Source organism: Anaerococcus degeneri, assembly GCF_017874475.1.
In the GTDB taxonomy this organism is placed as follows: domain Bacteria; phylum Bacillota; class Clostridia; order Tissierellales; family Peptoniphilaceae; genus Anaerococcus; species Anaerococcus degeneri.
The window spans coordinates 1-25162 of record NZ_JAGGLO010000007.1 but is presented as its reverse complement, the minus strand read 5'-3'; the positions used below and the strand labels follow the sequence as shown (position 1 = coordinate 25162).

At 37.2% G+C, this 25162-nt stretch carries 20 protein-coding genes and 1 tRNA gene; 5 read left to right on the top strand and 16 right to left on the bottom strand.

Going from position 1 to position 25162, the window contains the following annotated elements; genetic code table 11:
• Position 1: 1 nt before the first annotated feature.
• The 6 genes from lacG to J2Z38_RS07495 all read right to left on the bottom strand — a co-directional run bounded on the left by lacG (position 2) and on the right by J2Z38_RS07495 (position 5685).
• A complete protein-coding gene (gene lacG, locus J2Z38_RS07520) occupies positions 2 to 1405 on the bottom strand; it encodes a 6-phospho-beta-galactosidase (RefSeq protein ID WP_209774440.1) in 1404 nt (467 codons plus the stop codon).
• Positions 1405 to 3117, bottom strand: coding sequence for a lactose-specific PTS transporter subunit EIIC (locus J2Z38_RS07515; RefSeq protein ID WP_209774439.1), 1713 nt, complete (start codon positions 3115 to 3117; stop codon positions 1405 to 1407). The genes lacG and J2Z38_RS07515 overlap by 1 nt, the downstream gene beginning before the upstream one ends.
• A 13-nt stretch (positions 3118 to 3130) precedes the next feature.
• Positions 3131 to 3457, bottom strand: coding sequence for a PTS lactose/cellobiose transporter subunit IIA (locus J2Z38_RS07510; protein WP_209774437.1), 327 nt, complete (start codon positions 3455 to 3457; stop codon positions 3131 to 3133).
• 13 nt (positions 3458 to 3470) lie between these two features.
• Positions 3471 to 4001: a galactose-6-phosphate isomerase subunit LacB gene (gene lacB, locus J2Z38_RS07505; protein ID WP_209774433.1), complete on the bottom strand. Its 531-nt coding sequence runs from the start codon at positions 3999 to 4001 to the stop codon at positions 3471 to 3473.
• Positions 4002 to 4012: 11 nt separating this feature from the next.
• On the bottom strand, positions 4013 to 4465 hold the full coding sequence (locus J2Z38_RS07500; protein ID WP_209774427.1) for an RpiB/LacA/LacB family sugar-phosphate isomerase: 453 nt from the start codon (positions 4463 to 4465) through the stop codon (positions 4013 to 4015).
• A 305-nt stretch (positions 4466 to 4770) separates the two neighbouring features.
• Positions 4771 to 5685 (bottom strand): N-acetylglucosamine kinase, encoded by a 915-nt coding sequence (locus tag J2Z38_RS07495; protein ID WP_209774422.1) that lies wholly within the window; start codon positions 5683 to 5685, stop codon positions 4771 to 4773.
• A gap of 462 nt (positions 5686 to 6147) precedes the next feature.
• On the opposite strand from J2Z38_RS07495, the gene J2Z38_RS07490 reads away from it, so the two are divergent.
• The 3 genes from J2Z38_RS07490 (at position 6148) to J2Z38_RS07480 (ending at position 9829) form a co-directional block, all read left to right on the top strand.
• Positions 6148 to 7227 carry a galactose ABC transporter substrate-binding protein gene (locus J2Z38_RS07490; RefSeq protein ID WP_209774420.1) on the top strand — a complete coding sequence of 360 codons (1080 nt, stop codon included), beginning with the start codon at positions 6148 to 6150 and terminating at the stop codon, positions 7225 to 7227.
• A gap of 62 nt (positions 7228 to 7289) precedes the next feature.
• Positions 7290 to 8786 carry a sugar ABC transporter ATP-binding protein gene (locus J2Z38_RS07485; RefSeq protein ID WP_209774419.1) on the top strand — a complete coding sequence of 499 codons (1497 nt, stop codon included), beginning with the start codon at positions 7290 to 7292 and terminating at the stop codon, positions 8784 to 8786.
• An 8-nt stretch (positions 8787 to 8794) separates the two neighbouring features.
• Positions 8795 to 9829: an ABC transporter permease subunit gene (locus J2Z38_RS07480; RefSeq protein WP_209774417.1), complete on the top strand. Its 1035-nt coding sequence runs from the start codon at positions 8795 to 8797 to the stop codon at positions 9827 to 9829.
• A gap of 147 nt (positions 9830 to 9976) precedes the next feature.
• Here J2Z38_RS07480 and J2Z38_RS07475 read toward each other — a convergent pair whose 3' ends face one another.
• The 4 genes from J2Z38_RS07475 to J2Z38_RS07460 all read right to left on the bottom strand — a co-directional run bounded on the left by J2Z38_RS07475 (position 9977) and on the right by J2Z38_RS07460 (position 15446).
• Positions 9977 to 11095 carry an acyltransferase family protein gene (locus J2Z38_RS07475; protein WP_209774416.1) on the bottom strand — a complete coding sequence of 373 codons (1119 nt, stop codon included), beginning with the start codon at positions 11093 to 11095 and terminating at the stop codon, positions 9977 to 9979.
• Between the two features lie 67 nt (positions 11096 to 11162).
• Positions 11163 to 12512, bottom strand: a complete 1350-nt coding sequence (locus J2Z38_RS07470; RefSeq protein WP_209774414.1) for a citrate/2-methylcitrate synthase — start codon at positions 12510 to 12512, stop codon at positions 11163 to 11165.
• 1 nt (position 12513) lies between these two features.
• A complete protein-coding gene (locus J2Z38_RS07465; protein WP_209774413.1) occupies positions 12514 to 13512 on the bottom strand; it encodes an isocitrate/isopropylmalate dehydrogenase family protein in 999 nt (332 codons plus the stop codon).
• Positions 13509 to 15446 carry an aconitate hydratase gene (locus J2Z38_RS07460; RefSeq protein WP_209774411.1) on the bottom strand — a complete coding sequence of 646 codons (1938 nt, stop codon included), beginning with the start codon at positions 15444 to 15446 and terminating at the stop codon, positions 13509 to 13511. Before J2Z38_RS07460 ends, J2Z38_RS07465 begins: the two co-directional genes overlap by 4 nt.
• 244 nt (positions 15447 to 15690) lie before the next feature.
• On the opposite strand from J2Z38_RS07460, the gene J2Z38_RS07455 reads away from it, so the two are divergent.
• A complete protein-coding gene (locus J2Z38_RS07455) occupies positions 15691 to 16845 on the top strand; it encodes an iron-containing alcohol dehydrogenase (protein WP_209774410.1) in 1155 nt (384 codons plus the stop codon).
• Positions 16846 to 17216: 371 nt separating this feature from the next.
• Here J2Z38_RS07455 and J2Z38_RS07450 read toward each other — a convergent pair.
• The 6 genes from J2Z38_RS07450 to J2Z38_RS07425 form a co-directional block, all read right to left on the bottom strand.
• A tRNA-Gln gene (locus J2Z38_RS07450) sits at positions 17217 to 17292 on the bottom strand.
• 71 nt (positions 17293 to 17363) lie between these two features.
• On the bottom strand, positions 17364 to 18080 hold the full coding sequence (locus J2Z38_RS07445) for a hypothetical protein (protein ID WP_209774408.1): 717 nt from the start codon (positions 18078 to 18080) through the stop codon (positions 17364 to 17366).
• 108 nt (positions 18081 to 18188) lie between these two features.
• The gene (locus J2Z38_RS07440) at positions 18189 to 20483 is read right to left on the bottom strand and encodes a DUF5633 domain-containing protein (RefSeq protein WP_209774406.1); all 2295 of its coding nucleotides are present in this window, start codon (positions 20481 to 20483) and stop codon (positions 18189 to 18191) included.
• Between the two features lie 10 nt (positions 20484 to 20493).
• A complete protein-coding gene (locus J2Z38_RS07435) occupies positions 20494 to 21288 on the bottom strand; it encodes a metal ABC transporter permease (RefSeq protein WP_209774405.1) in 795 nt (264 codons plus the stop codon).
• Positions 21289 to 21294: 6 nt separating this feature from the next.
• The gene (locus J2Z38_RS07430; protein ID WP_209774403.1) at positions 21295 to 21957 is read right to left on the bottom strand and encodes a metal ABC transporter ATP-binding protein; all 663 of its coding nucleotides are present in this window, start codon (positions 21955 to 21957) and stop codon (positions 21295 to 21297) included.
• Positions 21950 to 22891 (bottom strand): metal ABC transporter substrate-binding protein, encoded by a 942-nt coding sequence (locus J2Z38_RS07425; RefSeq protein WP_209774398.1) that lies wholly within the window; start codon positions 22889 to 22891, stop codon positions 21950 to 21952. The genes J2Z38_RS07430 and J2Z38_RS07425 overlap by 8 nt, the downstream gene beginning before the upstream one ends.
• 977 nt (positions 22892 to 23868) lie before the next feature.
• Between J2Z38_RS07425 and J2Z38_RS07420 the strand changes: the two genes are divergently transcribed.
• Positions 23869 to 24768, top strand: a complete 900-nt coding sequence (locus J2Z38_RS07420; RefSeq protein ID WP_209774396.1) for a GIY-YIG nuclease family protein — start codon at positions 23869 to 23871, stop codon at positions 24766 to 24768.
• Positions 24769 to 25162 lie beyond the last annotated feature (394 nt).

Genomic DNA, 25162 nt, shown 5'->3' with positions numbered 1-25162 from the left:
ATCACTCCAGTACTTTAGATTTAGATAATTTTTTAAACCAATATGCACTTTTCTTTGGAAATCTCTCTTGGGTGTCAAAGTCTACATAGAAAAGGCCATACCTCTTCTCATAGCCGTTTGACCAAGAGAATACATCCATGAGTGACCATAGGAAGTATCCCTTTACAATCGCCCCGTCATCTATGGCATCGCAAATTGCCTCGAAGTGTTGTTTTATATAGTCAATTCTTGCATCGTCATAGACAGTGTTATCTTCAAATTTGTCCTTATAGCCTAGACCGTTTTCTGTGATATAGATTTTTTTGTAGTTTGGATAATCTCTTTTTACCCTCATGATTTGATCGTAAAGGCCTTTTGGATAGATCATCCAGTCCCAATCGGTCCTTGGTACGTCTACATCAAATCTTCTTTGGCCAACTCCCTTGATTTGGTAAACTGAACCGCCCTTGTCGCCTTTGCCGTTGTGAGTGATCTTTGTTTCCCCATCAAAGTGTGCCATCCAGTCGCTCATGTAGTAGTTAATTCCTAAAAAGTCATTTAAGTCCTTGGCCTTTGTTAGGATTTCAATATCTTCATCCCTAATATCAAGGCTTCCACCGTTTACTTCTAGGATATGGTTTACACCTTCTATTGTTTTTTCAGAATATTTTCCAAGATAAGTTGCATCTAGGATAAACTTGTTGTGGATTATATCTTCAAGTTCTGCCGCCATCACATCCCTCTCATCTGTCGAATCAAATGGATATTTGGTTGGAAGAGCATGGACAATTCCGATTTCTCCATTAAAGCCCGCTTCCTTATAGGCAAAAACTGCCTTAGCGTGGGCTAACATCATATTGTGGTGGGATTGGAAAACTTTGGCCAAATCGTATTGGATTCCTGGAGGGAATTTTCCTACCAAGTATTGACCGTCGCCTATTGGTCCTATTTCATTAAAGGTTGTCCAGAAATTCACTTCTTTAAATTCTTCAAAACAGAACTTGGCATAGTCTACAAAGTGTTCGATATTTTCCCTATTTAAGAAGTCCCCATTTGAGTGAAGGGCTTCTGGTGTATCAAAATGGTGGAGGGTTACAAAAGGCTCTACCCCTCTTTTATGGCATTCTGCAAAGACCCTATGGTAGAAGTCAACACCTTTTGGGTTGACTTCTCCAAGGCCTTGTGGGAATATTCTAGACCAGGCTATAGAAATTCTTATACCATTAACCCCAAACTCTTCAGCGAGTTTGAGATCTACTGGATATTTGTGGTAAAAATCACTTGCTGGTTCTGCTGTGTACCAGTAATTTTCTTCGAGATACTTATCCCAAGCTACAGGTCCCTTGCCATCAGCTTTTGTCGCACCTTCACATTGGTAGGCTGCTGTTGCACCACCGAATATAAAATCTTCTGGTAATTTTCTCATTATTTCATACTTTCTCTTACAAAATCAAGTGAAGCTTGGCCGTCTCTAGAAAGTCCAATATATTGGGCTCCTTGGGTCTTAACTAGCTTGATTCCAAGTGGGTCTGTTTCTTGTTTCATATCATCATAGTTTGAAGCAACTTGTGGAGCAAGGATTACTAGGTCAAAGTCTGGAAGGATGTCCCTATGGGCACCATAGGATTCAGCCATAGCTGTCACATTTGCACCGTATTCTTTTGCTGCTTCATTGAGTGCGTTTGCAAGAAGTCCGCTTGTGCCGCCGCCTGCACAAAGAACCAAAACATTTATTGGTTTATCATCAGCAGCACTGGTCTTTGCAGATGTTTCTTCTTTTATATTTTCTGCTAAAATCTTATCAGCTTTTTCTGTATTGAAATTAGCCCTTACTTTTTCTTGTAATTCGCTAGATCCATCGGATTTTCCAGATAATTCTTGTTCTAAAATTTCTTCATCATAGACCTTGAAGAATGGGTAATAGATTATTGTATCAACTATTAGTAGAACAAAGATTAGAATTATTGCCTTAACTTGGAAGTTAAGTCCTAGAAGCATTCCTATTGGAGCTGGTGTTGTCCAAGGTAAGTTTGCAGTAAAGCTGTTCATGCCTAGGATGTCAACAAAGAACTTAAAGATCCATACGTTTACAATTGGAGCTAAGATAAATGGTACAAAGAAAATTGGGTTTAGTACTATTGGTGCACCAAAGAGGATTGGTTCGTTTACACCAAAGAAGGTTGGCACTACTGATGCCCTTCCTACGACCTTGTTTCTCTTTGATTTTGCAAGAAGCATAAAGATAAATGGAACAACTAATGTTGCACCAGTACCACCCATTGTTACTATGAACATTTGTGTACCTGCTGTGATTATCTTATCTGCGTGTTGGCCTGCTTGCATAAGGCCAAGGTTGATTTCTGCGTTTGAATATAGAACTGCTGCTATAGCTGGTTCTACAATTGATGGTCCGTGGATACCTATAAACCAGAAGAAGGCATAGGCACCAAAGATGAGTGTAAGTCCAAGATAGCCGTCTGCTGCTTGGAAAAGTGGAGCAAGTCCTAAACTTATTGACTCAGCGACACTGTTACCTGACATATTTCTCACTAAGATGTCTACTCCATAAAGAAGGACGATAGCAAGTGAGAATGGTATTAAATCTGTAAATACCCTAGAAATATTTGGAGGTACTTCTTTAGGCATCTTGATAGTAACGTCATTTCTCATACAAACTTTGTAAATGTTTACTGTCACAAAGGCTGCTATAAAGGCTGTGATAAGGCCCTTTGTTCCCATAAATCCACTTAGGAATCCGCCTTCTGCAGCAGGATTTGCTGAAAGGATTAAAAATCCAATCATAGCTGCAAGCATGGTAGACATAAAGTTGATTTGTTTTGTCTTATCCATAGTCCTATTTACCATGTCGGTAAATGACTTGGCTGTTGTACCTGCTACTAAGAAACCTAAAATGCCCATAGAATAATTATATGGTTTCATAAGCATTCCTACAGTCTCATCTGACCAAGCGATACCAAAAGCATTTGGTACGAAGGCTATAAGGATAAAAATACTTGAAAATAGTACAACTGGCATACCAGCGATGAAACCATCTCTGATAGACCTTAAGTATATATTTCTAGATAATTTTTCAAAGAAAGGCTTAAGCTTTTCTATTCTTTCTACTAATTTATTCATCTCTTACCTCTTTTTATTTTTTATAAATTTCACAAATGTCGTAAACAATATCTTTGAGAAGCATGGTTGTCATTAGGTGGTCTTGAGCGTGGATCATAATAAATCCGATATCAAGGTCTTTCCCTTGGGCCTCTAAGGCTAGCATTTCTGTTTGCTTAGCGTGGGCTATATTTAGGTTTTCTTGAGCGTCCCTTACAAGGCCGTCAATTTTATCAAATTCACCTCTTCTAGCACATTTGATAGCTTCAAGTAATGAACTCCTTGCGTCTCCTGCATAGGCTACAATTTCAAAGCCTATCATACTAATTTCTTGTCTTGTTAAATTCTTTTCGCTTGTCATCTCCTCCTCCTAATTAATCGTGATATTCACCTCTATCCCATTTTTCTATAAATTCTGTGAAGAATTCTGGGTTTGCAACTTGGTTTTCTTTGTCAGATTTGTAGGCTTCTTCGATTGCCATAATCTTTCCAATTATTTTTTCCCTTTCAGGGCTTTGTTCGTATTCAGTTTCTAGGAAACCATCTACGATTTCAAGGGCTAGGTCTTTTCCAACAATCATTCCGCCAAAGCCTATTACATTGGCATTTAATTCTCTTCTGGCAGCCCTTGCTGTTTCTACATCCCTTACTAGGGCACATCTTGTGCCGAAGGCCTTGTTTACAGCTGTTGTAATTCCAACACCTGTACCACAAAGCACTACTCCTAGGTCACATTCGCCGCTGCCTACAAGTTCGCCAACTCTTTTGCCGTAAATTGGGTAGTGGGTCCTAGTGTTATCGTAGCAGCCAACGTCGTAAACTTCGTGACCTAGACTCTTAAGATGGTCTGATACCTGCATCTTAAGACTTGTTACTATATGATCGCATCCTAAAGCTATTTTCATAAAAGACCTCCTTAAAGCATTTTGTTTAGCATATCAATTCTTATTTGGTGACGACCACCGTCATAACCGTGAGATAAGAATGATCTTAAGCATGATTTGGCAAGTTCTTCGCCTACAATGGATGAGCCCATAACCAGGATTCTTGCACCGTTGTGTCTTTTTGTCATGAGGGCTGATCTTTCTTCGCTAACTTCTGCAGCAATCATTCCCTTGTGTTTAGAACAAGCCATGTAAGAGCCTGCTCCGTACTTGTCGATAACCACACCTACTGATTGGTCATCAGAGCCTGATGTGAGCATGCCATCTACTTCAAGTAACTTTTGGCATACGGCCTTGGAGCTATCAACTAGGTCAAAGCCCTCTTCTGTAAGGTCTTCGTAGTCATAGCCAAGTCTCTTTAATTCTTCAACTAGGGCGTCTTTTAACCATTTGCCATCCATATCGGATGCTAGAAATACTTTCATACTGCCTCCTTTTCGCTTTTATTTGTTTGTGTTTGTTTTTGTTTGATTATAGTATATATCAAGAAAACGATTGTGTCAAGGTTTTTTTGGATTGTTTTTTAATTGTCTTTCCATTTTTTCTCATTCTTATCTATAAATTGTTTTTATTCAAACATATTTAAACATATAAGTATATAATTTTTCCTAATTATCCTTGTCCATTTTTTCTCAATCAAAAAGCTCTCTGCCTACCAATATGGTATACAAAGAGCTTATTTTATGATTTTTCAATATAAAAGAAAAATCTAATGCACTTTTATATTTTTTTATTTATCTTCTTCCGAGTATTTTTTTGCCAATATCAAAGCTCCCTGTGTAGGATCTGCGTATGGAGCTAAAAGCCTAATATTTTCATCCAGGTATTTTTCAATAGAGTCTATCAAAATAGAGCCTAAATTAAAGACCCCACCAGAATAAGATGCTAGGACTTCTCCTTCAAAACTTAATTTTTTTGCTAGGGTATTTATGGTTAGGGCTGCCTCGTAGCCTGCCCTATCTATTAATTCTAGGGCACATTGGTCTTTATTTTCTAATAGTTTTCCTAAAATCTTGCTCACTGCCGCTAGTTCATCCCTGGTCATGCCTTCTGCCATCGGGATTATTTCAAAATCATCATCGATTTTTAGTTCTTCTTTCATTAGGTCATATAGCATAGTTTTTGGGATTCTACCATCACTTTGTTTGGTGAAATAATTTATAAGTCTAAGTCCAAGGTAATAGCCACTTGATTCGTCAGAAATTAGTGGACCCCAGCCGCCGCACCTTAATGAATTTCCCTTATCATCAAGGCCAAAGCCGATTGATCCAGTGCCCAGAATTATGTTAATACCCGGCTTGGCATTTAGAGAACCTGCCCAGGCATTTAGGCAGTCGTTGCCGACTTTGAAATTATCTGTCCCCAAAATCTCCCTTAGGCTCTCATCTATAAAGGCTTCATCTTCTGGATATTGTCCATAGCCTGGTACTGATACAAAGGTGTAGGCTATATCTTTGTTTGTGAGCCCCGCTTCTTTTGTAAGGACTTCTACAGCATTTCTAATTCTCTTTTTAAACTCATCTCTAGAAATTTGGCTTAAGTGGATTGTTCCTTCTTTGTGGAGAAATGTTTCTCCGTCTTTTTCTAAGATAAAGGCTGTTTTTGTGCCTCCGCCATCTACTCCTAAATAAATTTCCTTACTCATCTTGCCTCCTCGTGTTCTTTCGTGTTCGTTTTTGTTTGGCTTAAGTATATACCCATATAACTTTCTTGTCAATAAAACGTTTTTATTTTTATTTATATTATAAATACCCAAAAAATAAGAATTTAAGAGATTTTTTACACCTTGTTTTTCATTTCTGGAAAAAGTTTTTTAAACTATTTTATGACTTTTTTAATTTTTTATTCCCAGACCTAAATTTTCCTTATTCGCCTAAAATTAGCCTTTTGTCTAATATTTTATATATCTTTTCCCCCTAATTTTTTACCTGATTTTCTAAAAAATTTCTGTTTGTTATTGTCAGAAAGTGTTGACAGAAATTTAGAAATAGTATATATTTAAGTTACGATAGCAAATAAAAAACGTTTTGCTAATTCGGGGCGATTCCTAAAAATCATTCATTTTAGAATAAGGAAATCGTTATTATAATATTCACAGGAGGGAATTATGAATATTAGAAAATTTGCAAGCTTAGCATTGGTGATGGCTTTATCACTTGGTATTACAAGCTGTGGTTCAAACAAACCAGCTGAAGAAGGCAAGGAAGAAGCTAAAGTAGAAGAAAAAGCTGAAGAAGGCAAAGAAGAAAAATCAGACGGTAAGACTAGGAAAATCGCTGTTCTTCTTTATAATGGTTCTGATACATATATCGCATCTGTTCGTCAACAACTAGAAAAACTTGACGAAGAAGACGACTCTATCGAACTTGTTTTCCAAGATGGTCAAAACAACCAAGGTACACAAACAGACCAACTTAACAACGTTATCGCTCAAGGCGTTGACGGTATTCTTCTTAATATCGTAGACATTTCCGCAGCTCCAACAGCTATGGAAACAATCAAAGCAAGCGGAATTCCAACAGCATTTTTTAACAGAGATATGACTGAATCTATGAAAGAAGAAGACCTAAAAGCCTTCTTATTCGTTGGTACAGATGCTCCAGAAGCTGGTAAGATGCAAGGTCAAATCCTAACAGATCTTTGGAAAAAAGGCGACATGGATAGAAATGGCAACGGAGTTCTTGACTATGTAATGCTTAACGGTGGTCTTGATAACCCTGAAGCTCAAGCAAGAACAGAATATTCTGTAAAAACTCTTGAAGAAAACGGCATCAAAGTTAATGAAGTTGCATTCCAAGATGCTAAATGGGATACAGACAAGGCTAAAACAGCTATGGATACATGGCTACAAACCAACCAAGACAATATCGATGCAGTTATCGCTAACAACGACGGTATGGCAATCGGTGCTATCTCAGCCCTACAAGCAGTTGGCATGAATACTGGTTCTTCTAAAGATAACATGGTAGTTGTAGGTGTAGACGCTACAGACCTTGCTGTTGCAGAAATAGACAAGGGAACAATGTCTGGTACTGTAAAACAAGATGCTGAAGGTATGGCAAAAGCTCTTATCGTTACTATGAAAAATAGACTAGGAAATGGCGACTTTATTGACGGTACAGAATATAAACTTGGAGCAGATAAAAAATCAATCAGAATTGATTATCAAATCTACACAGGTAAATAGTAGTTTATTATTCAGAGGCATTGGTTTATTCCTTGCCTCTGAATTATTATAGAGAGGAAGATATGAGTAATTTATTAGAAATGAGAAAAATTACCAAGACTTTCCCGGGTGTCAAGGCCCTCGACGAGGTAGACTTCTCCCTAGAGAGAGGCACAGTCCACGCCTTGATGGGAGAAAATGGTGCTGGTAAATCTACCCTCATGAAGTGCCTCTTTGGCATATATACTCCAGATTCTGGTGAAATCTACATAGACGGCAAAAAGGTTTCCTACAAGGACCCAAAAGACGCCCTAGATAGTGGGGTTGCTATGGTTCACCAAGAATTAAACCAGGTGTCTATGAGATCTGTCGCTGAAAATATTATGCTTGGCAGGTTTCCAAACAAATATGGAATCATAGACCACAAAAAAATGAACCAAGAAACCCAAGACCTCTTTGACAGGCTTGGCCTAAACTTTGACCCAAAAAAGATTATCGGCAAGTATTCAGTTGCGGAAAGACAGCTTATAGAAATAGCAAAGGCCGTTTCCTATGACGCTAAAATCCTAGTTTTAGATGAGCCAACCAGTTCTCTAACAGAATCTGAAGTTGACAAATTATTTGAAATTATAAACAAACTTAGGGACCAAGGCGTAGGAATAATTTACATCTCCCACAAGATGGAAGAAATTCTTTCTATTTCTGACTTTGTAACAGTTATGCGTGATGGTAAATTCATCGACTGTAAACCTGCAAGCGAGCTTAGCAAGGATGAAATAATTAGGCTTATGGTTGGTAGAAAAATCGACGCAACAAGCCTAAAGACCGACGAATATATCCAAGATGAGGTCATGCTTGAAGTTAAAAACCTTTCAGGCAAGTATAAACCAACCGTCACAGACATAAGTTTCACCCTACAAAAGGGCGAAATCCTCGGAGTGGCAGGCTTGGTTGGTTCCAGAAGAACAGAACTAGTGGAAACAATCTTTGGCCTAAGACAGAAAGCATCTGGTCAAATTTTCATTCACGGCAAGGAAGTAGAAAACAAGGACCCAATCGAAGCTATCAAAAACGGCTTTGCCCTTGTTACCGAAGAAAGAAGGGCCACAGGCATCTTCCCTTATGCAGCCATCAGGCTAAATGCAACCATAGCCAACATCAAAAAATATTCCAACCACTCAATTGTAAGTGAAAAGGCCCTAAAGGAAGACACTGACAAGGTCATAGAGTCAATGGAAGTTAAAACTCCAAGCCAATCAACAAAGATTATGAACCTTTCTGGTGGTAACCAACAAAAGGTAATCATTGGCCGCTGGCTTTTAACTGACCCGGACGTCCTCCTCCTAGATGAGCCAACCCGTGGTATAGATGTTGGTGCCAAATACGAAATCTATAAGCTAATAGGCGATTTGGCCAAGGAAGGCAAGTCAGTCATCTTTATCTCATCAGAAATGGCAGAACTCCAAATGGTCTGCAACCGAATTATGGTTATGAGTAATGGTAGACTTGCTGGCATAGAGAAAAACGACGAAAACTTGACCCAAGAAAAGATAATGGCTTTACAGGCTAAGTATGTATAGGTGACAAAATGGAAAAAACAGAAAATAAAAAACCTTTTAATTTTAAAGAGTTTATGTTAAACAACGCTCTGATCATCATAATTGCCGCCCTTATAACCGGCATAATTATCGTTGATCCGACCTTTATAACCAACCCAAAAAACATTTTAAACATCCTATCTCAAACCTCAACCAGGCTATTTATAGCCCTTGGTACAGGCGGTCTATTAATCCTTGCAGGTACAGACCTTTCAGCAGGTAGGATAGTAGGATTTACTGCGGCTATAGCTGGTGCCCTCTTACAATCACCTGGCTTTGCCCAAAAATTCTTCCCAAATATCCAAAATCCATCAATCATAGTTGGACTTTTGGCTGCAATAGCAATCGGCGCCATCTGCGGAGCTATAAACGGTTTTGGAGTAGCCTATCTTAAACTCCACGCCTTTATATCATCCCTAGGTGTTCAACTTGCAATCTTTGGTATCCTCCAATTATTCATAGCAGCCAACCCATTTGGACCACAACCAATCGGTGGTTTTGACGAAAGATACGCCAACCTCGTAAGGGGCGGCTTCCATATACCAGGCACTGAACTACAATTTCCATACCTCATAATCTACGCTGCCATAGCATCAGTAGCTATGTGGTTTATCTGGAATAAAACAGTCCTCGGCAAAAATATGTTCGCCGTAGGTGGCAACCCAGAAGCGGCCGAAGTATCTGGTATTAACGTAACAAGAACCATTATGATAGTCTTCATAATCTCTGGTATTATGTACGGCCTATCAGGTTTCCTTGAAGGACCAAGGCTCGGATCTGTAACATCAACAACAGGAGACGCCTACGACCTAGACGCAATCGAAGCCTGTCTAATTGGCGGAGTTTCCTTCTCAGGCGGTATAGGAACAATCCCAGGAATCGTACTTGGATCAATCATCCTCCAAGTAATTAACTACGGACTTTTATACATAGGCCTTAACTCCTATGTACAAATCATTATCAAGGGTATCCTAATCATCTTAACAGTAGCCCTTGATACAAGAAAGAGAATCAAGAAAAAATAGACCCTCCCGAGAATGGCTCATTTAAGTGGTTTAACCTCCACTTAAAGGCCCAAAAAGAGCGAAGATAAACTTCGCTCTTTTTAATTTTTATTTGATTTTAAAATAAAATTCCCAACAATATTTATTCCAAATCCTATTTTACAAATTTTACTTAAAAGCTTTTTCTAAAATTTTCCCACTTACAAAGTCAACCAATCCAGCAAGTAAAAGGGCAATTAAGGCTGAGCTTAGGACTATAAGTGGCATATAGGCCATAGCTTCCTTAGCTCCACCTATCTTGGCATTTACAAAACCATAAACAATTTTATCGGAAAGAGCCGATAGGATATAGGCTCCAAAGGTTAGTTTTGAAATGTAACCTAAAAATCTCTCGGTCTTTTGATTCACACTTGCTGGTGCAAGTGAGTTTATCAAAATAAAAAGGCAGATAGAACTTGTTGTATTTTGCAAACTCCCCCAAGAATTCCAGGCTTGGATTTGAAAAACACCTCCGTGTGACCTCCAAATATTATAGAGTGTTGATGTAAAAATTATCAAAACAAAAGCCACAAATGCCCTTACCGGCCTTATTTTTTTGAAATCCACATATTCTCTCAAGTATGCCCCTAGGAAAAAATATGTGAGTGGGTAAATGTTGTTCCACCAACCAGGCAAGAGATGGTTAATCTTATTTGAATCATAGGCTGAAAAAATCGCCTTAAGACTTGATAAGTCGTGGACATTGAAAACGGTCGGGCCGATTGTCAAAAAACAAAAAACTCCTATCAAGACCTGGTGGGTCCTCTTATCCCCTATGCTTGACCAAATATCAATCAAAAATGGGCTTAAGAGAAAAAGGCCAATATACATATTCACATACCAAGAATACTCCTTGTAGCCAAAAATCCCAAAAATTAGCTTTTTAAAAGTGTAAGACCCGTCTCCACTTAACCTAGAAACCCCAAAAACAAGAGCCATGGCTAAGGCGTAGGTCAAAAGAACTGGGATAATTTTTTTATAATATTTTTTAAGCCTTGCCGCTTCTAAGGGAAGGTCCTTAGCAGAAAGCAAATAGCCTGTAAGAAGCAAAAACAAGGGCACGCAGACCATAAGGCTAGTCCTAAGACCAGCCATAAGAACCATCCTCTTGCCCCTAAGTGGGACCCTATAAAAGTCTGTATTGAGGAAAAAATGAACGCCAATAACAGACAAAAATGCCAAAATCCTAGTCAGATCAAGGCCTATATTCCTTTTTAAATTTGTTTCTCTTGTTAAATCACTATTCATTTTTGCTCCTCTCTCCACTTACTATACTTTAATAAGAAAAAAGTGTGCCCTAAGACACACTTAATTATTATCTTTGATCCAAATTTATGTATTTTTTCCTCTCGCTTAAAGACTTGTAGGCAGGTCTGATTATTTTTTTGTCGGCGATTTGTTCTAGCCTGTGGGCTGACCAGCCGACTGTCCTTGCTATGGCAAAAATTGGTAAAAATAGTTCTCTTGGGATTCCTAGCATGTCATAAACCAAGCCTGAATAGAGGTCAACATTGGCGCATGGTGGGTAGGCCCTATTAAACTTTTCTTGGATTAAGTTTTGGCCGATTTTTTCAACATTTTCTACAAAATTAAAATCAACTTGCCTTCCCTTTATTTCCGCCAAATCTCTGGCCTTTTCCTTGAGTAAAACCGCCCTCGGATCAGAAAGTGTGTAGACTGCGTGGCCTAGGCCATAAATTAACCCCTCGCCGTCAAAGGCTTTTTTGTCCAAAATTTTTTCAAGATATTCTTTTATCTCTTCCTTATCTTCCCTGTCTTTGACATTTTCCTTTATATTATCAAGCATCTTGGCCACCTTGATATTGGCTCCGCCGTGCCTTGGCCCTTTGAGGGAGGCAAGACCTGCTGCCATAGCAGAATAAGAATCAGTTCCCGATGATGATACTACGTGGGTTGCAAAGGCAGAATTGTTTCCGCCACCGTGCTCAGCGTGGATTATTAAAAGCAAATCGAGGATTGCCGCCTCTTCCCTTGTGTATTTCTGGTCTGGCCTTAGCATGGCCAATATATTTTCTGCTATAGATTTTTCTGGGTCTGGATTGTGAATAATCAGCGATTTCTTATCAAAATTGTGGATTTTTACCTGATAGGAATAAATGGCAATCAGAGGCATTTTGGCAATTAAAGATAAGGCCTGGCCTAGGACGTTTTGGGAATCTGTCCCATCGGGATTTTCGTCATAGGTATAGAGGGCAAGCATGGATCTCATCATCTTGTTCATAATATCCGATCCTGGCACCTTCATAATGGTGTCTTCTATGAAATATGGTGGAAGAATTCGGTTTTCGACTAGGATTTTTTTAAAATTTGAAAGCTGGTTTTCATTTGCAAGTTTATCAAAAAGCAAAAGGTAGATGACCTCTTCAAAACCAAGTCGGTCGCTTCCTTCTATGTCACGGACTAGGCTTGTCAAAGGATAACCCCTGTAATAAAGCTCGCCATCAGCTGGGATTTTTTCCCCGTCCTTGATTTGGTAACCACAAACGTCACCGACCTTGGTCACTCCAACCAAAACTCCCGTTCCGTTTTTGTTCCTAAGGCCCCTTTTTATCGCATATTTTTCGTAAATTTCCTTATCAATCCTTGTTGCTTTTTCAATTTCTCCAGCATAGGCCCTTAGTTTTTCTTCTAAATTCTTATCCATTTTAATTTCCTAAATTGCTAATAATGGCGTCTGTTATGCCGGTGGTGGTGTTTTCTCCGCCCAAGTCCCTGGTGTAATTTTTCTTATCTGCCAAGGTCTTGTAGATGGCACTTCTGATTTTTTCTGCCTTTTCTTTTTCATTTATATCATCAAGGAGAAGACACAAGGTCAAAAGCATGGCAATAGGATTAGCCAGATTTTTACCAGCTATATCTGGAGCAGAACCGTGGATAGATTCGTAAATTGCAATATCTTTTCCCTTATTTACCCCTGGCATTAGACCGAGTCCGCCAACAAGGCCTGCACCAAGGTCTGATAAAATATCACCGTAAAGATTTTCTGTGACAAGAACGTCAAAACGGCCAGGATTCATTACCATTTGCATGGCTGTATTGTCGACCAAAAGTTCTTCAAATTCTATATCTGGGAATTTTTTGGAGACTTCTCTGCCAACTTCGAGAAAAAGTCCGTCAGAAAGCTTCATGATATTTGCCTTGGTAATGATACTTACCTTATTTCTGGCATTTTTTCTGGCATATTCAAAGGCCTTTTCTATAATCCTCTGAGATTTTTCCCTAGTTATAACCTTGATAGAATGGGCTTCGTCAGAGGAAATTTTCTCTTCAATTCCTGCGTAGAGGTCTTCGGTGTTTTCCCTAAAGATTACCATATCCACACCGTCAAATTTCAATTCAAGAGGGCCTGGAACCTTGATTGGCCTGATATTGGCAAAAAGGTCGAATTTCTTTCTGAGTTCCACATTTATAGACCTAAAACCATGCCCAATTGGAGTTGTAATTGGGCCCTTGATGGCGATTTTGTTTTTATTTATTGAATCAAAAAGCCTTTGGAGAATGTAGACCCCTTCCTCTTCAAAAACAGAAAGACCTGCGTTTATTTCCTCAAATTCTAGGTCGATTCCAAGGGCTCCCACAACTTTTTCCATGGCTGCTGTGATTTCTGGCCCGATTCCATCGCCCCTTATCAGTGTGATTTTCATTTTTCCTCCAAATCTAGGTTCTTGGCGTAGTTTAAATATCCGCCTTCTAGGAGAATTTCCTTTTCTCTGTCAGAAAAATCTCCCTTTAGTTTTATTTTTATATTTTTTGTAAGATCTTCTAGGATAAATTCTCCGGTTTCAATTGATTTTTCCATGTTAGAAATTTTTATATCGTCAAATTCAGAAATTTTTTCGTAATCAGATTCATTTTCAAATACTAGTGGCAAGATTGCGTTGTTTATAAGGTTTGACCTGTGAATTCTAGCAAAAGATTTGGCAACAACCGCCTTAATCCCCAAGAACAAAGGAAGGAGGGCTGCGTGTTCTCTGGATGAGCCTTGGCCGTAGTTTTCGCCAGCGACAATAATTCCCCCGCCATTTGCCTGGCACCTGTCCTTAAAATCGTCGATTTTTGTTGTGAAGGCAAAGTTTGATAGGTATTCAATATTTGACCTAAATGGCAAAAGATGAGCATTTGATGGGCAAATATCATCGGTAGTTATCCCATCTCCCGCCTTGTAAACCACTTTTTTATCTATATCTCCTGCCTTCTCCGCCTTTGGGAAAGGCTTGATATTCTTGCCCTTGACAGTTTCTTTGATTCTCTTTGACAAATCTTTTTCTGGCCTAATAAAATAGGCGTCTGTGTGGTTAAAGCTTACATTTTTATCAAAATCTTCTTTATAATCAAGGTCACTTGGGTCTGCAATGTAGCCCAGGACAGCACTTGCCGCACAAGTTTCTGGGCTTGCGAGATAAATTTGTGCATCCATAGTTCCAGACCTGCCCTTAAAATTCCTATTAAAAGACCTTAGGGAAACACCTCCAGACCTTGGTGCCTGGCCCATACCAATACATGGCCCACAACCAGATTCAAGGACCCTTGCCCCCGCCTTAATCATAGTCGCCAAAGCTCCATTTTCAGAAATCTTCTCTAATATTGTTGCAGATCCTGGTGAAATAACTAGGGACACATCTGGGTGGACCTTCCTTCCATCAAGGATTGCTGCCACCTTCATCAAATCCATATAGGAAGAATTTGTACAAGATCCTATGGCAACTTGGTCGAGTTTTATTTTGCCAAGGTCTATAACTTTCGAGTATTGGTCAGGAAAATGTGGCTTAGCAACAGCTGGCGCAATTTTGCCCAGGTCAATTTCAATTGATTCATCATAAAAAGCGTCAGAATCGGCTGAAAGTTCAACATAGTCTTCTTCCCTTCCCTGGCTTTTTAGGTAGGCTTTTGTGTTTTCATCTGATGGGAAAATCGAAGTTGTCGCTCCCAATTCCGCCCCCATATTGCAAATGGTTGCCCTATCTGTCACAGAAAGTGACTTAACGCCTTCTCCTGTGTATTCCATTATATAGCCTGTGCCGCCCTTAACGGTGAGTTTTCCCAAAATATAAAGGATGACATCCTTGGCGTTAGCCGCAGGATTTAGGGAGTTTATTAGATTTACCCTGAAGATTTTTGGGACCTTTACAAAATAAAAACCCTTGGCCATAGCAACAGCCACTTCAAGACCACCTGCCCCTATGGCAAGCTCACCCATGCCGCCACCTGTAGGAGTATGGGAGTCAGAGCCTAGGAGGGTATCGCCAGGTTTAGCGAATTGTTCGAGGTTAACTTGGTGGCAAATTCCGCCACCAGCCTTTGAAAATGTGATACCAAACTTATTAGCAGCTGATTTTATAAATTCGTGGTCATCTGCATTTTCAAAACCTGCCTGCAAGATATTGTGGTCAATGTATGCTACAGAATTTTCTGTCGCCACATTTTCTATATCCATTGCCTCAAGTTGGAGATAGGCCATAGTCCCTGTAGAATCCTGGGTCAAGGTCTGGTCGATTTTTATGGCAATCTCTTCTCCAGTCTTGAGTTCTCCTTTTAGTAAGTGATTTTTTAATATTTTCATAGCTAATGATAAGCCCATATATGTCTCCTTTAATTAGTTTATGTATTAGTGTACTATGGTTAATTATACTTTTAAATTAATTTTTTCCCATTTTTGAGTCAAATTATTTGAGTCTTGACTGTCATTTTTAGGAAAATTCAAAATTTTTCATAAAGAATATTCTTTTATATTTGGGTAAACCTTTACATAACTTAATAGATGTGGTATATTAAAAGTAGATTGTTAATTAATTAATTAACGAAAAATAGATTTGGAGGATTTTATGACATATACAACATTTTCAGTACCAAACACCATAGTTCACGGTGAAAACGCACTCGACTACCTAGCCACCCTTAAGGGCAAAAAAGCTGTCCTTGTCACTGGTGGATCTTCAATGAAAAGATTTGGTTTCCTAGATGAAGCTAAGGAACAATTAGAAAAAGCAGGCATGGAAGTTTTGATAATTGACGGCGTAGAACCAGACCCATCAGTTAAAACTTGCCTAGCTGGCGGTGCAAAGATGGCTGAATTTGAACCTGAATGGATAATCGCAATCGGTGGTGGTTCTGCAATGGACGCTGCCAAAGCTATGTGGGTTTTCTATGAACACCCAGATTGGGATTTCGAAAGACTAGCTGCTTTTGATAACCCACCATTAAAAAACAAGGCAAGAATGATTTGTATCCCATCTACATCTGGTACAGCAAGTGAAATTACCGCTTTCTCAGTAATAACCGATACAGAAAAAGAAATCAAATACCCACTTGTTCACCCAGATTTCGTTCCAGAAGTAGCCCTTCTTGATATGAGAATTCCAGCAACTATGCCTCCAAAGATCACAGCAGCAACAGGTATGGACGTAATGACCCACGCTGTCGAAGCCTTTGTATCTACAGCTTCAGATGATTTTACAGACCCATACGCAATCAGAGCTATAGAGCTAGTTTTCGGATACCTTAAGAAAGCCTACGATGACGGCGACGACATGGTAGCTCGCGAAAAAATGCACATCGCTTCATGTATAGCAGGTATGGCATTTACAAATGCTTCCCTTGGTATAGTTCACTCTATGGCCCACAAAATCGGCGGCATCTTCCACCTAACCCACGGCGAAGCCAACGCAATCATGCTTCCATACATAATTGACTACAACAGAAAAGCCTGCGATAAATACAAAGAAATCGAAAAAATCCTAGGCGTAGATGATATAGCAGAAGAAATCAGAAAATTAAATCAAGCTGTAGGCATAACAGCAAATATCAAAGACGGCAAAAACACAGTAATCGAAGAAAAAGACTTCCTAGAAGTTTTAGATAAGATGAGCGAAAATGCCTTCAAAGACGCTTGTACACTCACAAACCCAAGAGAAACAAGCCCAGAAGACATAAAGAAAATCTACCACGCTGCTTACTACGGAGAAAAGGTAGATTTCTAATAAAAAAAGAATCCCAAACTAGGAAACCTAGACAAAAGCCAACCTTTATAGGTTGGTTTTTTGTTGGGAAATTTTATTAATTATTTAAATGTAAGCACACTTTTCTAGCTTCCTCTAGACTAGGCTCTAGGACAACAAAATCTAGAAGCCTCCCGCAAGTCTTATAAAATCTACATAGTTTTGGACTTTAATTAATATTAAAATCAAGAATCTATTTAGAAGAATTTTCAATATTTCTAGCTAAGTTTTAATCAAGATTAGCTTTTCTACCAAGCATAGAAAATACAGAATATGGTGAATTATCAGCTTGCCTATGCCAAAAAAATTTCAAAATAAAAAAATCCGCAGAATTATCCTACGGATTTTGATTTTGGCTGGAATGACAGGATTCGAACCTGTGATCTCCAGAGTCAGAATCTGGTGCCTTACCGGCTTGGCTACATTCCAAAAATTCTCACCACTATTATAAATTACCACTTTCGGCGATTTTGTCAATAAGAACCAAAGTAAATGTCAGCCTATTTTTTCCTTCCAGTCATGCAAAGATTCATCTCAAACCCAGCCCTTATGGCGGTGTTTATAGATTTTGTGTGAGAAAATTGGGTAGCGGTAATCGGGCTTTTATCCTCGTTTTCTTCCTTTATAATTAGAGATATCCTCCTTAAAATAGAGGCACTAAGACCCTGGTAATTAGAACTTTCAGAAAATTTCTCCAAGCCTATATCCCAAAGGTATTTGCCAGAAACAGAGGCCCCAGCAAGGGCTACTAGGTCTTTGCCATCATAAAAACCAAGTCCTATTCTGTCATCCTCATCAAAGGCAAAAGCCATTTTGGTCTTGCCCTTAAATCTGCCTATATCTTCCTTGTCTATCCTTGTAAATTCAAAGTCTTTGACCCAAACTTTCCTGTCAGAAAAGCTCATCAACGGGAAAAAATTATCAATTTCAATATCAAATTCAGTTAATATTGACGATAGCTTTCTAATGTTGTTAGCCTCAGAAAACCATTGACCTGGATAGGCTTTGTATTTAGCTTCTAATTTTTCTATGAGTTTTTGATTACAAGACCTCATAAAGACCTTATTATTTGTGCAAATTATAGAAAAATCTGACTTATTATAAAAAAGAAAGTCATCTTTTGGATTATTATAGGTAAAAATATTATTTATTGAGCAGAATTCTTCTTCTCCTATTGAAAAATCATTCATTATTTGTCTTTTAAAATTAATATCCATAAAATTCATCTCCCGAATTTTCTTATAAAAATTATACTGTAAATACTGAAAAGTTACTAAGCAAATAAAAAAAGCACTTAAGTCTGATTTTAAGTGCTTTTTTCGTTCTTAGCTTACCTTTAAGCTATAGTACCATCTTCCATTTGCTCCTTTAAAAAGGTCATAAGAATTGTTTGCAAAATCGCTTTTTAGGGCTTTTTTAGCAGCTTCTTCTGCTTCTTCCCTACTTGCATAACCATCTTGGGCTTTTTCTAGGTCTTCTTTTTTCTCTTCTTGATTTATTTCTTTCTTTTCTTCCTTAGTTTCGCCTTCTGCTCCTCCTTCATTTGTGGAAGGGGCAGCTTCCGATGGCTTTTCTTTTTCATTTTCTTTAGGGCTTTCTTCTTCAGGATCTTTCTTTTTCATCTCTGGAAGTTTGCCTTTTTTGTAGACTATCTTTCCATCTTTTTCTTCAAAATCACTTATATGGAAGGTAAAGTCATCTGATCCATGAATATTAAAGTTAAGGTCTATATTTTGTACATAAGCATCAGGATATTCCCTTTTAAGCATTTCCACGATGTTGTATCTTAGGATCTCTGATTTTTCGTCATCGTAGTCATTGACTATTTTTTCACTTGGATTTTCCATTTTGTATTTAAGGGTCGCTACTATATCTTTTGCGGTAAATTTACCAAGTTCTCCCGCTTTTTCCATTTTTACTAAGTCTTCTATGCTTAGGTAGTGGTAGTGGTCGCCATGGAGCCAGTAGAATACCTTGCCGCCCTTGTATTGGCCACCTGGACCATAGGCCGGTTTTTCATCTGTTATTTGGCCAAAGCTATTCATTTCATTAAATCTTTTATCGAAGATTTTTTCAATTCCTGGTATTTTCTTAGGATTTACGCTTTCGTATGTGAATAAATCACCATCACCAACTTCTACATTTGAATAATCTTTTGATTCATCTATATATTCTGCATTTGGATAATGTGGTTTTGGATTTTCTGTGACTACTCCTATTTCATCATCACCCTTATAGAGATGCCAGTGATCTCCGTGGCTTACTATTTTTGTAACCCCTTCTGGCCACTTAAATTTGTCTTTATTTTTGTCCCCATCTCCATGACTTCCTTCATATTGACCAAAGCTTGCCCTTGGATATAGGTCTTGTGGGTTTACATGGGTTACACCTTCCCTACCCTTTGAGTCGTAAATATGGTAATGATCACCATGTTTTAAAATCTTGACTATATCATAGCGGTTAACTTTTTCCTTACCTAGGATGTTTGTAATTTTAAGGTTCTCTATGGTCAAAAGTCCGTCCGATTCCTTATCGTTTGAATTTTCTGTCCCTTGCTTATCTCCTGTTTTGCCTTGACCTTTATTTTCTTTTTTATCTTCTTTTTCCCCACCATGACTGCCTACATAAGTTCCCACTGCTACATCTGGATAAGAGGAAGATGGGTCTGAGTAAGTGATGTACTCCCCTCCATCTGCTGTATATACATGCCAATGGTCTCCATGCCTTAATATACTCACCACATTGTGAGTTTTCTTATTTTCTTCTACTTTTACAAGTTTGTCTGCTCCTACTAGTTTGTCTGAGTTTTCCTTCTCATCTTTTATACCGGCCGCTTTTTTCTTAGCTTGGTTTTCCTTATCTTCCTTGAGGATTTTGGCTATCATATTTTTCCTATCACCGTGGTTACCTTCATATAGACCATAAGATGCATTTGGATATAGGCTTCTTGGGTCTTCATAGGTCACAAATTCATTGCCCTTTGAGGTATAAATATGGTAGTGGTCTCCATGTTTTAGGATTTTGATAACTCTTTCATCGTCTTTTTCTAGTTTTTCTTTTACCTTTTTATTTTCTACTAGCTTTTGAGCCTTGCTTTTGCCAGCATTTTGTTGGCCGTGGCTTCCCACATAAGTTCCTATTTTTATATTTGGAAATAGGGCTGATGGGTCTTCATAAGTCAAATATTCTGTACCATCTGCTAGGTAGACATGGTAGTGGTCGCCGTGTTTCTTGATTGCCACTACATTTTTGTTTTTTAGTTGGCTTTTTCCGACTACACTGACCATTTCAAAATTAGAATTATCCTTAATTTGATTCGGATCAGAATAAGTTATTTTTTCTCTACCATCCTTGGTAAATACGTGCCAATGATCACCGTGTTTTACTATTTTAACTATGTCTTCCTTTTTAATTTCAGAATCCACCAAAACTTCGGTAGTTGTGTCTTTCTTAAGGCTAGTTTTTTTAGCCTCATATGTGACTTTTTGACTTGTATTCACTTGATTTTGTTGAAGATTTTTTTCTTCTTTCTTATTTTTTAATAGGGAGCATGAGCTTAGACTTGTCAAAAAAATACAAGCAAATAAGACTACTTTTCCGATATTTTTATTATTTTTCATCATTTCTCCTTTATTTTTTCTTAATTATTAGGCTTATTATTAGCCAAAAAACTGATATTAATACTATTACAGAGCCCGGTTTTAAATCTAGGTAATAAGATATTATCAGACCTAAAAATACAAAAATCATAGAAAAACCTATAGATAACAACAAGGTCTGCTTGTAAGTTTTAGTATATTGCATAGCACATATACTTGGTATTACCAAGATTGACGAAACTATCAAAGAACCAATAGTCTTAGCCGAAATAGACACAGCAATTGCTGTTAAAAATGTTATAAATAAATTGATTATTCTTGTATTTATGCCCATAATCCTAGCTGCTTGCTGGTCGAAAATTGTTAAATATAGCTTTTTATAAAGTATGGAATAAGAAGCAAGCACGAATACAGCGACCCCTATAACCAAATAAAATTCTTCATCAGATATTGTCACAATAGAACCAAATAAATAAGACGATATAGCATTGGTGTTTTTGACCATAGATGAAAATATCCCTGCAAGACCAATTGATGCTGCTAAAATAATAACTGTTGAAATTTCTTGATAGGATTTCAATTTATTTCTAATTATTTCTATAGAAAGTCCTGCTAAAAGACAAGCAATAATAGCCGCAAGAATTGGGCTAAATCCAAAGGCAAGCCCTATAGTAAGGCCAGCAAGGGATGAGTGGGAGAGTGTGTCTCCTATCATTGATAGTCTTTTAAGTAGGACTAGTTGACCCATACATGGCAAAATCAAAGCCAGAAACCCTCCAACAATAAAAGCCCTTTGCATAAATTCATATTCAAATATATCTAGCATACTACCTCACAAACTAAGCTTATCTTTGCTTATTCTGTCTATTTTTCCCTTCTTGATTCTCAAAGCGTAATCTACAAATAGACCCGCCATATCTAGCTGGTGGGTAATTATTATTATTGTTTTCCCATCGTCTTTTAGATTCTTGAGATTCTCAAAAAAATCCTTAGAAAAATTTTCATCTATACCTGTAGTTGGCTCATCAAGCAGGATAAGACTTGCATCTTTAATAAGAGCTAGGCTTATTGCAAACCTTTGAATTTGCCCACCTGACAATTCGCTTAGAGATTTATTTCTATGTTCGTATAAGCCAAGTTTTGCCATTATTTCCTTTGGATCAGCCTGCTTTTTAAGATAAGAAAGGTGAATTTTAATTGATTCTTCAATACTTGTAGGGAAATTTCTATAAGATTCCACTGCATTTTGTGAAATATAAGCAAGATTCCTATAATGCCTATCTTTTCTTATATCGTCTCCAAATATTTTTATTTGCCCATTCCTTGGCTTTAGATCGCCCAAAATAAGTTTAAGAAGTGTGGACTTGCCAACCCCATTTGCCCCAACCAAGCCAACAAAGTCACCCTGGTTGATTTCAAAACTAACATTATCAAGAATAAGGTCCTTCTCATAGGCAAAGCTGAGACCTTCTACCTTCAATACCTCTCTACTCATTGAAAGATTCAACCAAAGCCTTCAAATTTTCTTGCATAAGGCCAAAATAACCCTTTTCTATCATATCATCATCAAGATTTTCCATTGTATAGAGAGTTGAAGTCTTAGTGCCTGTATTTTTTGCCAAAGTCTCAGCCACTTTTGGAGTTGCTTTGCCTTCAAAAAATATAGTCTTAATATTCTTTTCTTTAACGAAATCCGCTATAGTCTTAAGGTCCTTAGCTGAAGGTTCCTCTTCTGGTGATATCCCAGTTACAGCCACTTGCTTAAGGCCATAATCATCTGCTAGATAATTAAATGCAGCATGAGAAACAACAAAATATTTCTCCCTATCCTTAACCTTCGAAAGTTCGTCAGAAAACTTCTTATCAAGGTCATCAAACTTAGCAAGGGCTTCGTCAAGCTTGTCTTTATAATACTTTTCATTATCAGAATCCATACTAGAAAGCTTCCTATAAATATTATCAACCATAACCTTGGCATTTTTTATAGAAAGCCAGGTGTGAGGATTTATAGAAGCCATATCAGAGCCTTCTTTAGAAGAATCTAAAAGAGTGAGACCATCTGATAAATCCAAAAATTTATCATCATCTTTGACATTGTCCTTCAAATCATCAATAAAAGACTCCATACCAGCCCCATTATAAGCAATTAAATCAGCCTTGCTCAAATCCTTCATTGCTTGGCTGGTAAGCTCAAAAGAATGAGGCTCTTCACTAGTTTCTATTATTGTTTTAACATCATACTTATCGCCTGAAATCATTTTGACAAGCTCAGCCACTGGATAAAAACTAGCATAAATAGTCTTTTTATCCCCGCTACTTTTAGCCTCAAGTGGCTTATCGTCTATCTTTTTATCTTCCCTGCCACAAGATGTCATAGGAACTAAAATAAGGGCTAATATAAAAAATAATTTTTTAAAATTTTTAAACATAATCTTCCTCCTAATGTGCAAGTGATTTGCAACAAATATTATCATACACCTATTGCAAGTCATTCGCAATAGCCTTTTGTATTTCTTTAACTTTTTATTTGCTAATAATTTAAGAAAAATAAATGATTATATGTAATTAGCATAAATATGAAGAGAATATATCAATTAAATAAATAAAAATAGGGGAAAATTTGTTCAATAGATTTAGGATAAAATACTTAATAAATAATATAGAATACAAAAATAGAATTCAAACAAAAAACCGAATAAACTTTAACTTACTCAAAATAAGAAAAACTTAAACAAAAAAATATAATAGGTCCTTTTTATAATAAAATTTGGTAAAAATAAGCACAAAAAATCGACTCTGAAATTTCTTTACACTTCAAAGTCGATTATTTTTCCCCACTGGCACAGCGTTCTGATTTAGGTTCAATCACGCTTATTTCCTTTCTATATGCGAAGTCCTTAGACTTCCTAAACATTCCTACTTTATGTGAAATCTTCTTTTCTATTAGCAACAGGCTTACAAAATACTTTATAAAATTATTTTCTTTCTCAAAACTCTTAGTCCAAATCATATAGAAAAACGTCAGATGGCTCATCTTTTACACTTATCTTCCACCACTTTTTCTATAAATTCATAAGCAAAGTAGATATACTAGAAACTTACAAATCACCAGCAGTCCATAAAAGCATCAAAATCAAATAAATCTATAAATAATATTCAATTTTCTTAAACCCTGTGCCAGTGGGTAAGAAAACTATTTAATTTTTCTTATTACTATTATACCCTGATAATGTGATTTTAAACACCAAAATAAGAAATTTTTGTAATTTTTTAAAGATTTTCTTTAAATCTACCAAATTAAAGACTTTTAAACTAGATTTAATAAAAAACTCTCCATTAAAATGATAATAAATAAAAAATATTAACTGGTATAATGCAATTATTATATAATGTTTGGAGTACTAAAATGAAAAGCAGCAAAAATTTCAATCTTTTTCTAATGGACGGAGAAGTTACTGGTAGAATAAAGTGTACCCTATCAAATTGGACAGGCTTAGCTTATAAAGTTCCTAGGCCATATCTTGAAAAATGTAAAGATAGACAGGATTTAAAACAAAGTGGAGTATTTTTTTTATTTGGCAAGAACGATGACGGGGATGACGAAGTTTATATAGGACAAGCTGGAATAAGAAAAAATGGTGAAGGTGTTTTATTTAGGGTATCAGAACACTTAAAAGATGAAATTTATTTTTCAGATGCAGTCATGTTAACCACACAAAATAACTCATTTGGACCTACAGAAATCTCATATCTAGAGAATAAATTCACTAACATGGCTATTGATGTAGATAGGTACAAAGTAAGAAATGGAAATGATCCAAACCCTGGAAATGTAACCGAAGAAAAAGAATCAGAATTGGAAGATTTTGTAGAGTATTCTAAAATGGTACTTGGTGTCTTAGGCTATAAAATATTCGTTCCTATAGTCGATAAAGATACAAAAGAAAAATATGAAAATACTAGAGACGAAAAAGAGTTATCCCTATATCTTTCTAGAAAAAGTGGTAAGTCACATAGATTGATAGAGGCAAAATGCAAAAGAACAGATGAGGGTTTTGTAGTACTAAAGGATAGTATGATAGAAATTATAGATTCTACTGCCATTCCAAAATCGATAAAAGGATTGAGGGAGCAATGTATAGATAAAAATGAAATTGTAGATGGAAAGTTGAATAAAAACTATTTGTTTAATAGTCCATCTTATGCAGCCGCTTTTGTTTTGGGAACAAACGCAAATGGAAGAACAAGTTGGAAGAACGAAAAAGGTATAACATTAAAAGACCTAGAAGAAAATGAAATGAAATAATCTGAAAATCAGGCGATAGGCCTTTATACTGTCGTCTTTTTTCATGCAATTTAATAATACAAAGAAAACAAATTCCTGAATTCAACCATTGCTAAACTCTGCTTTCTCGTTAGTGACTTTATATTATATACTAAAAAGGCTCACGTAATGTGAGTCTTGATTATTTGGTCGCTCTCGGCCGCTTGGGCAATACTCATACTCTACCACACTGTTGCCCGACCTCTACTATCTCGTTAAAGATTAGGATAATATCAATTTTTTATACTAAAAAAGACTCACGACTATGCGAGTCTTGATAGTTTGGCCGCTCTCGGCCGCTTGGGCAGAATTCCTACCCTAATACAAGGTTTCCCGACCTCTACCCTCTCGTTTTATTGTTAATTTTTCTATAATT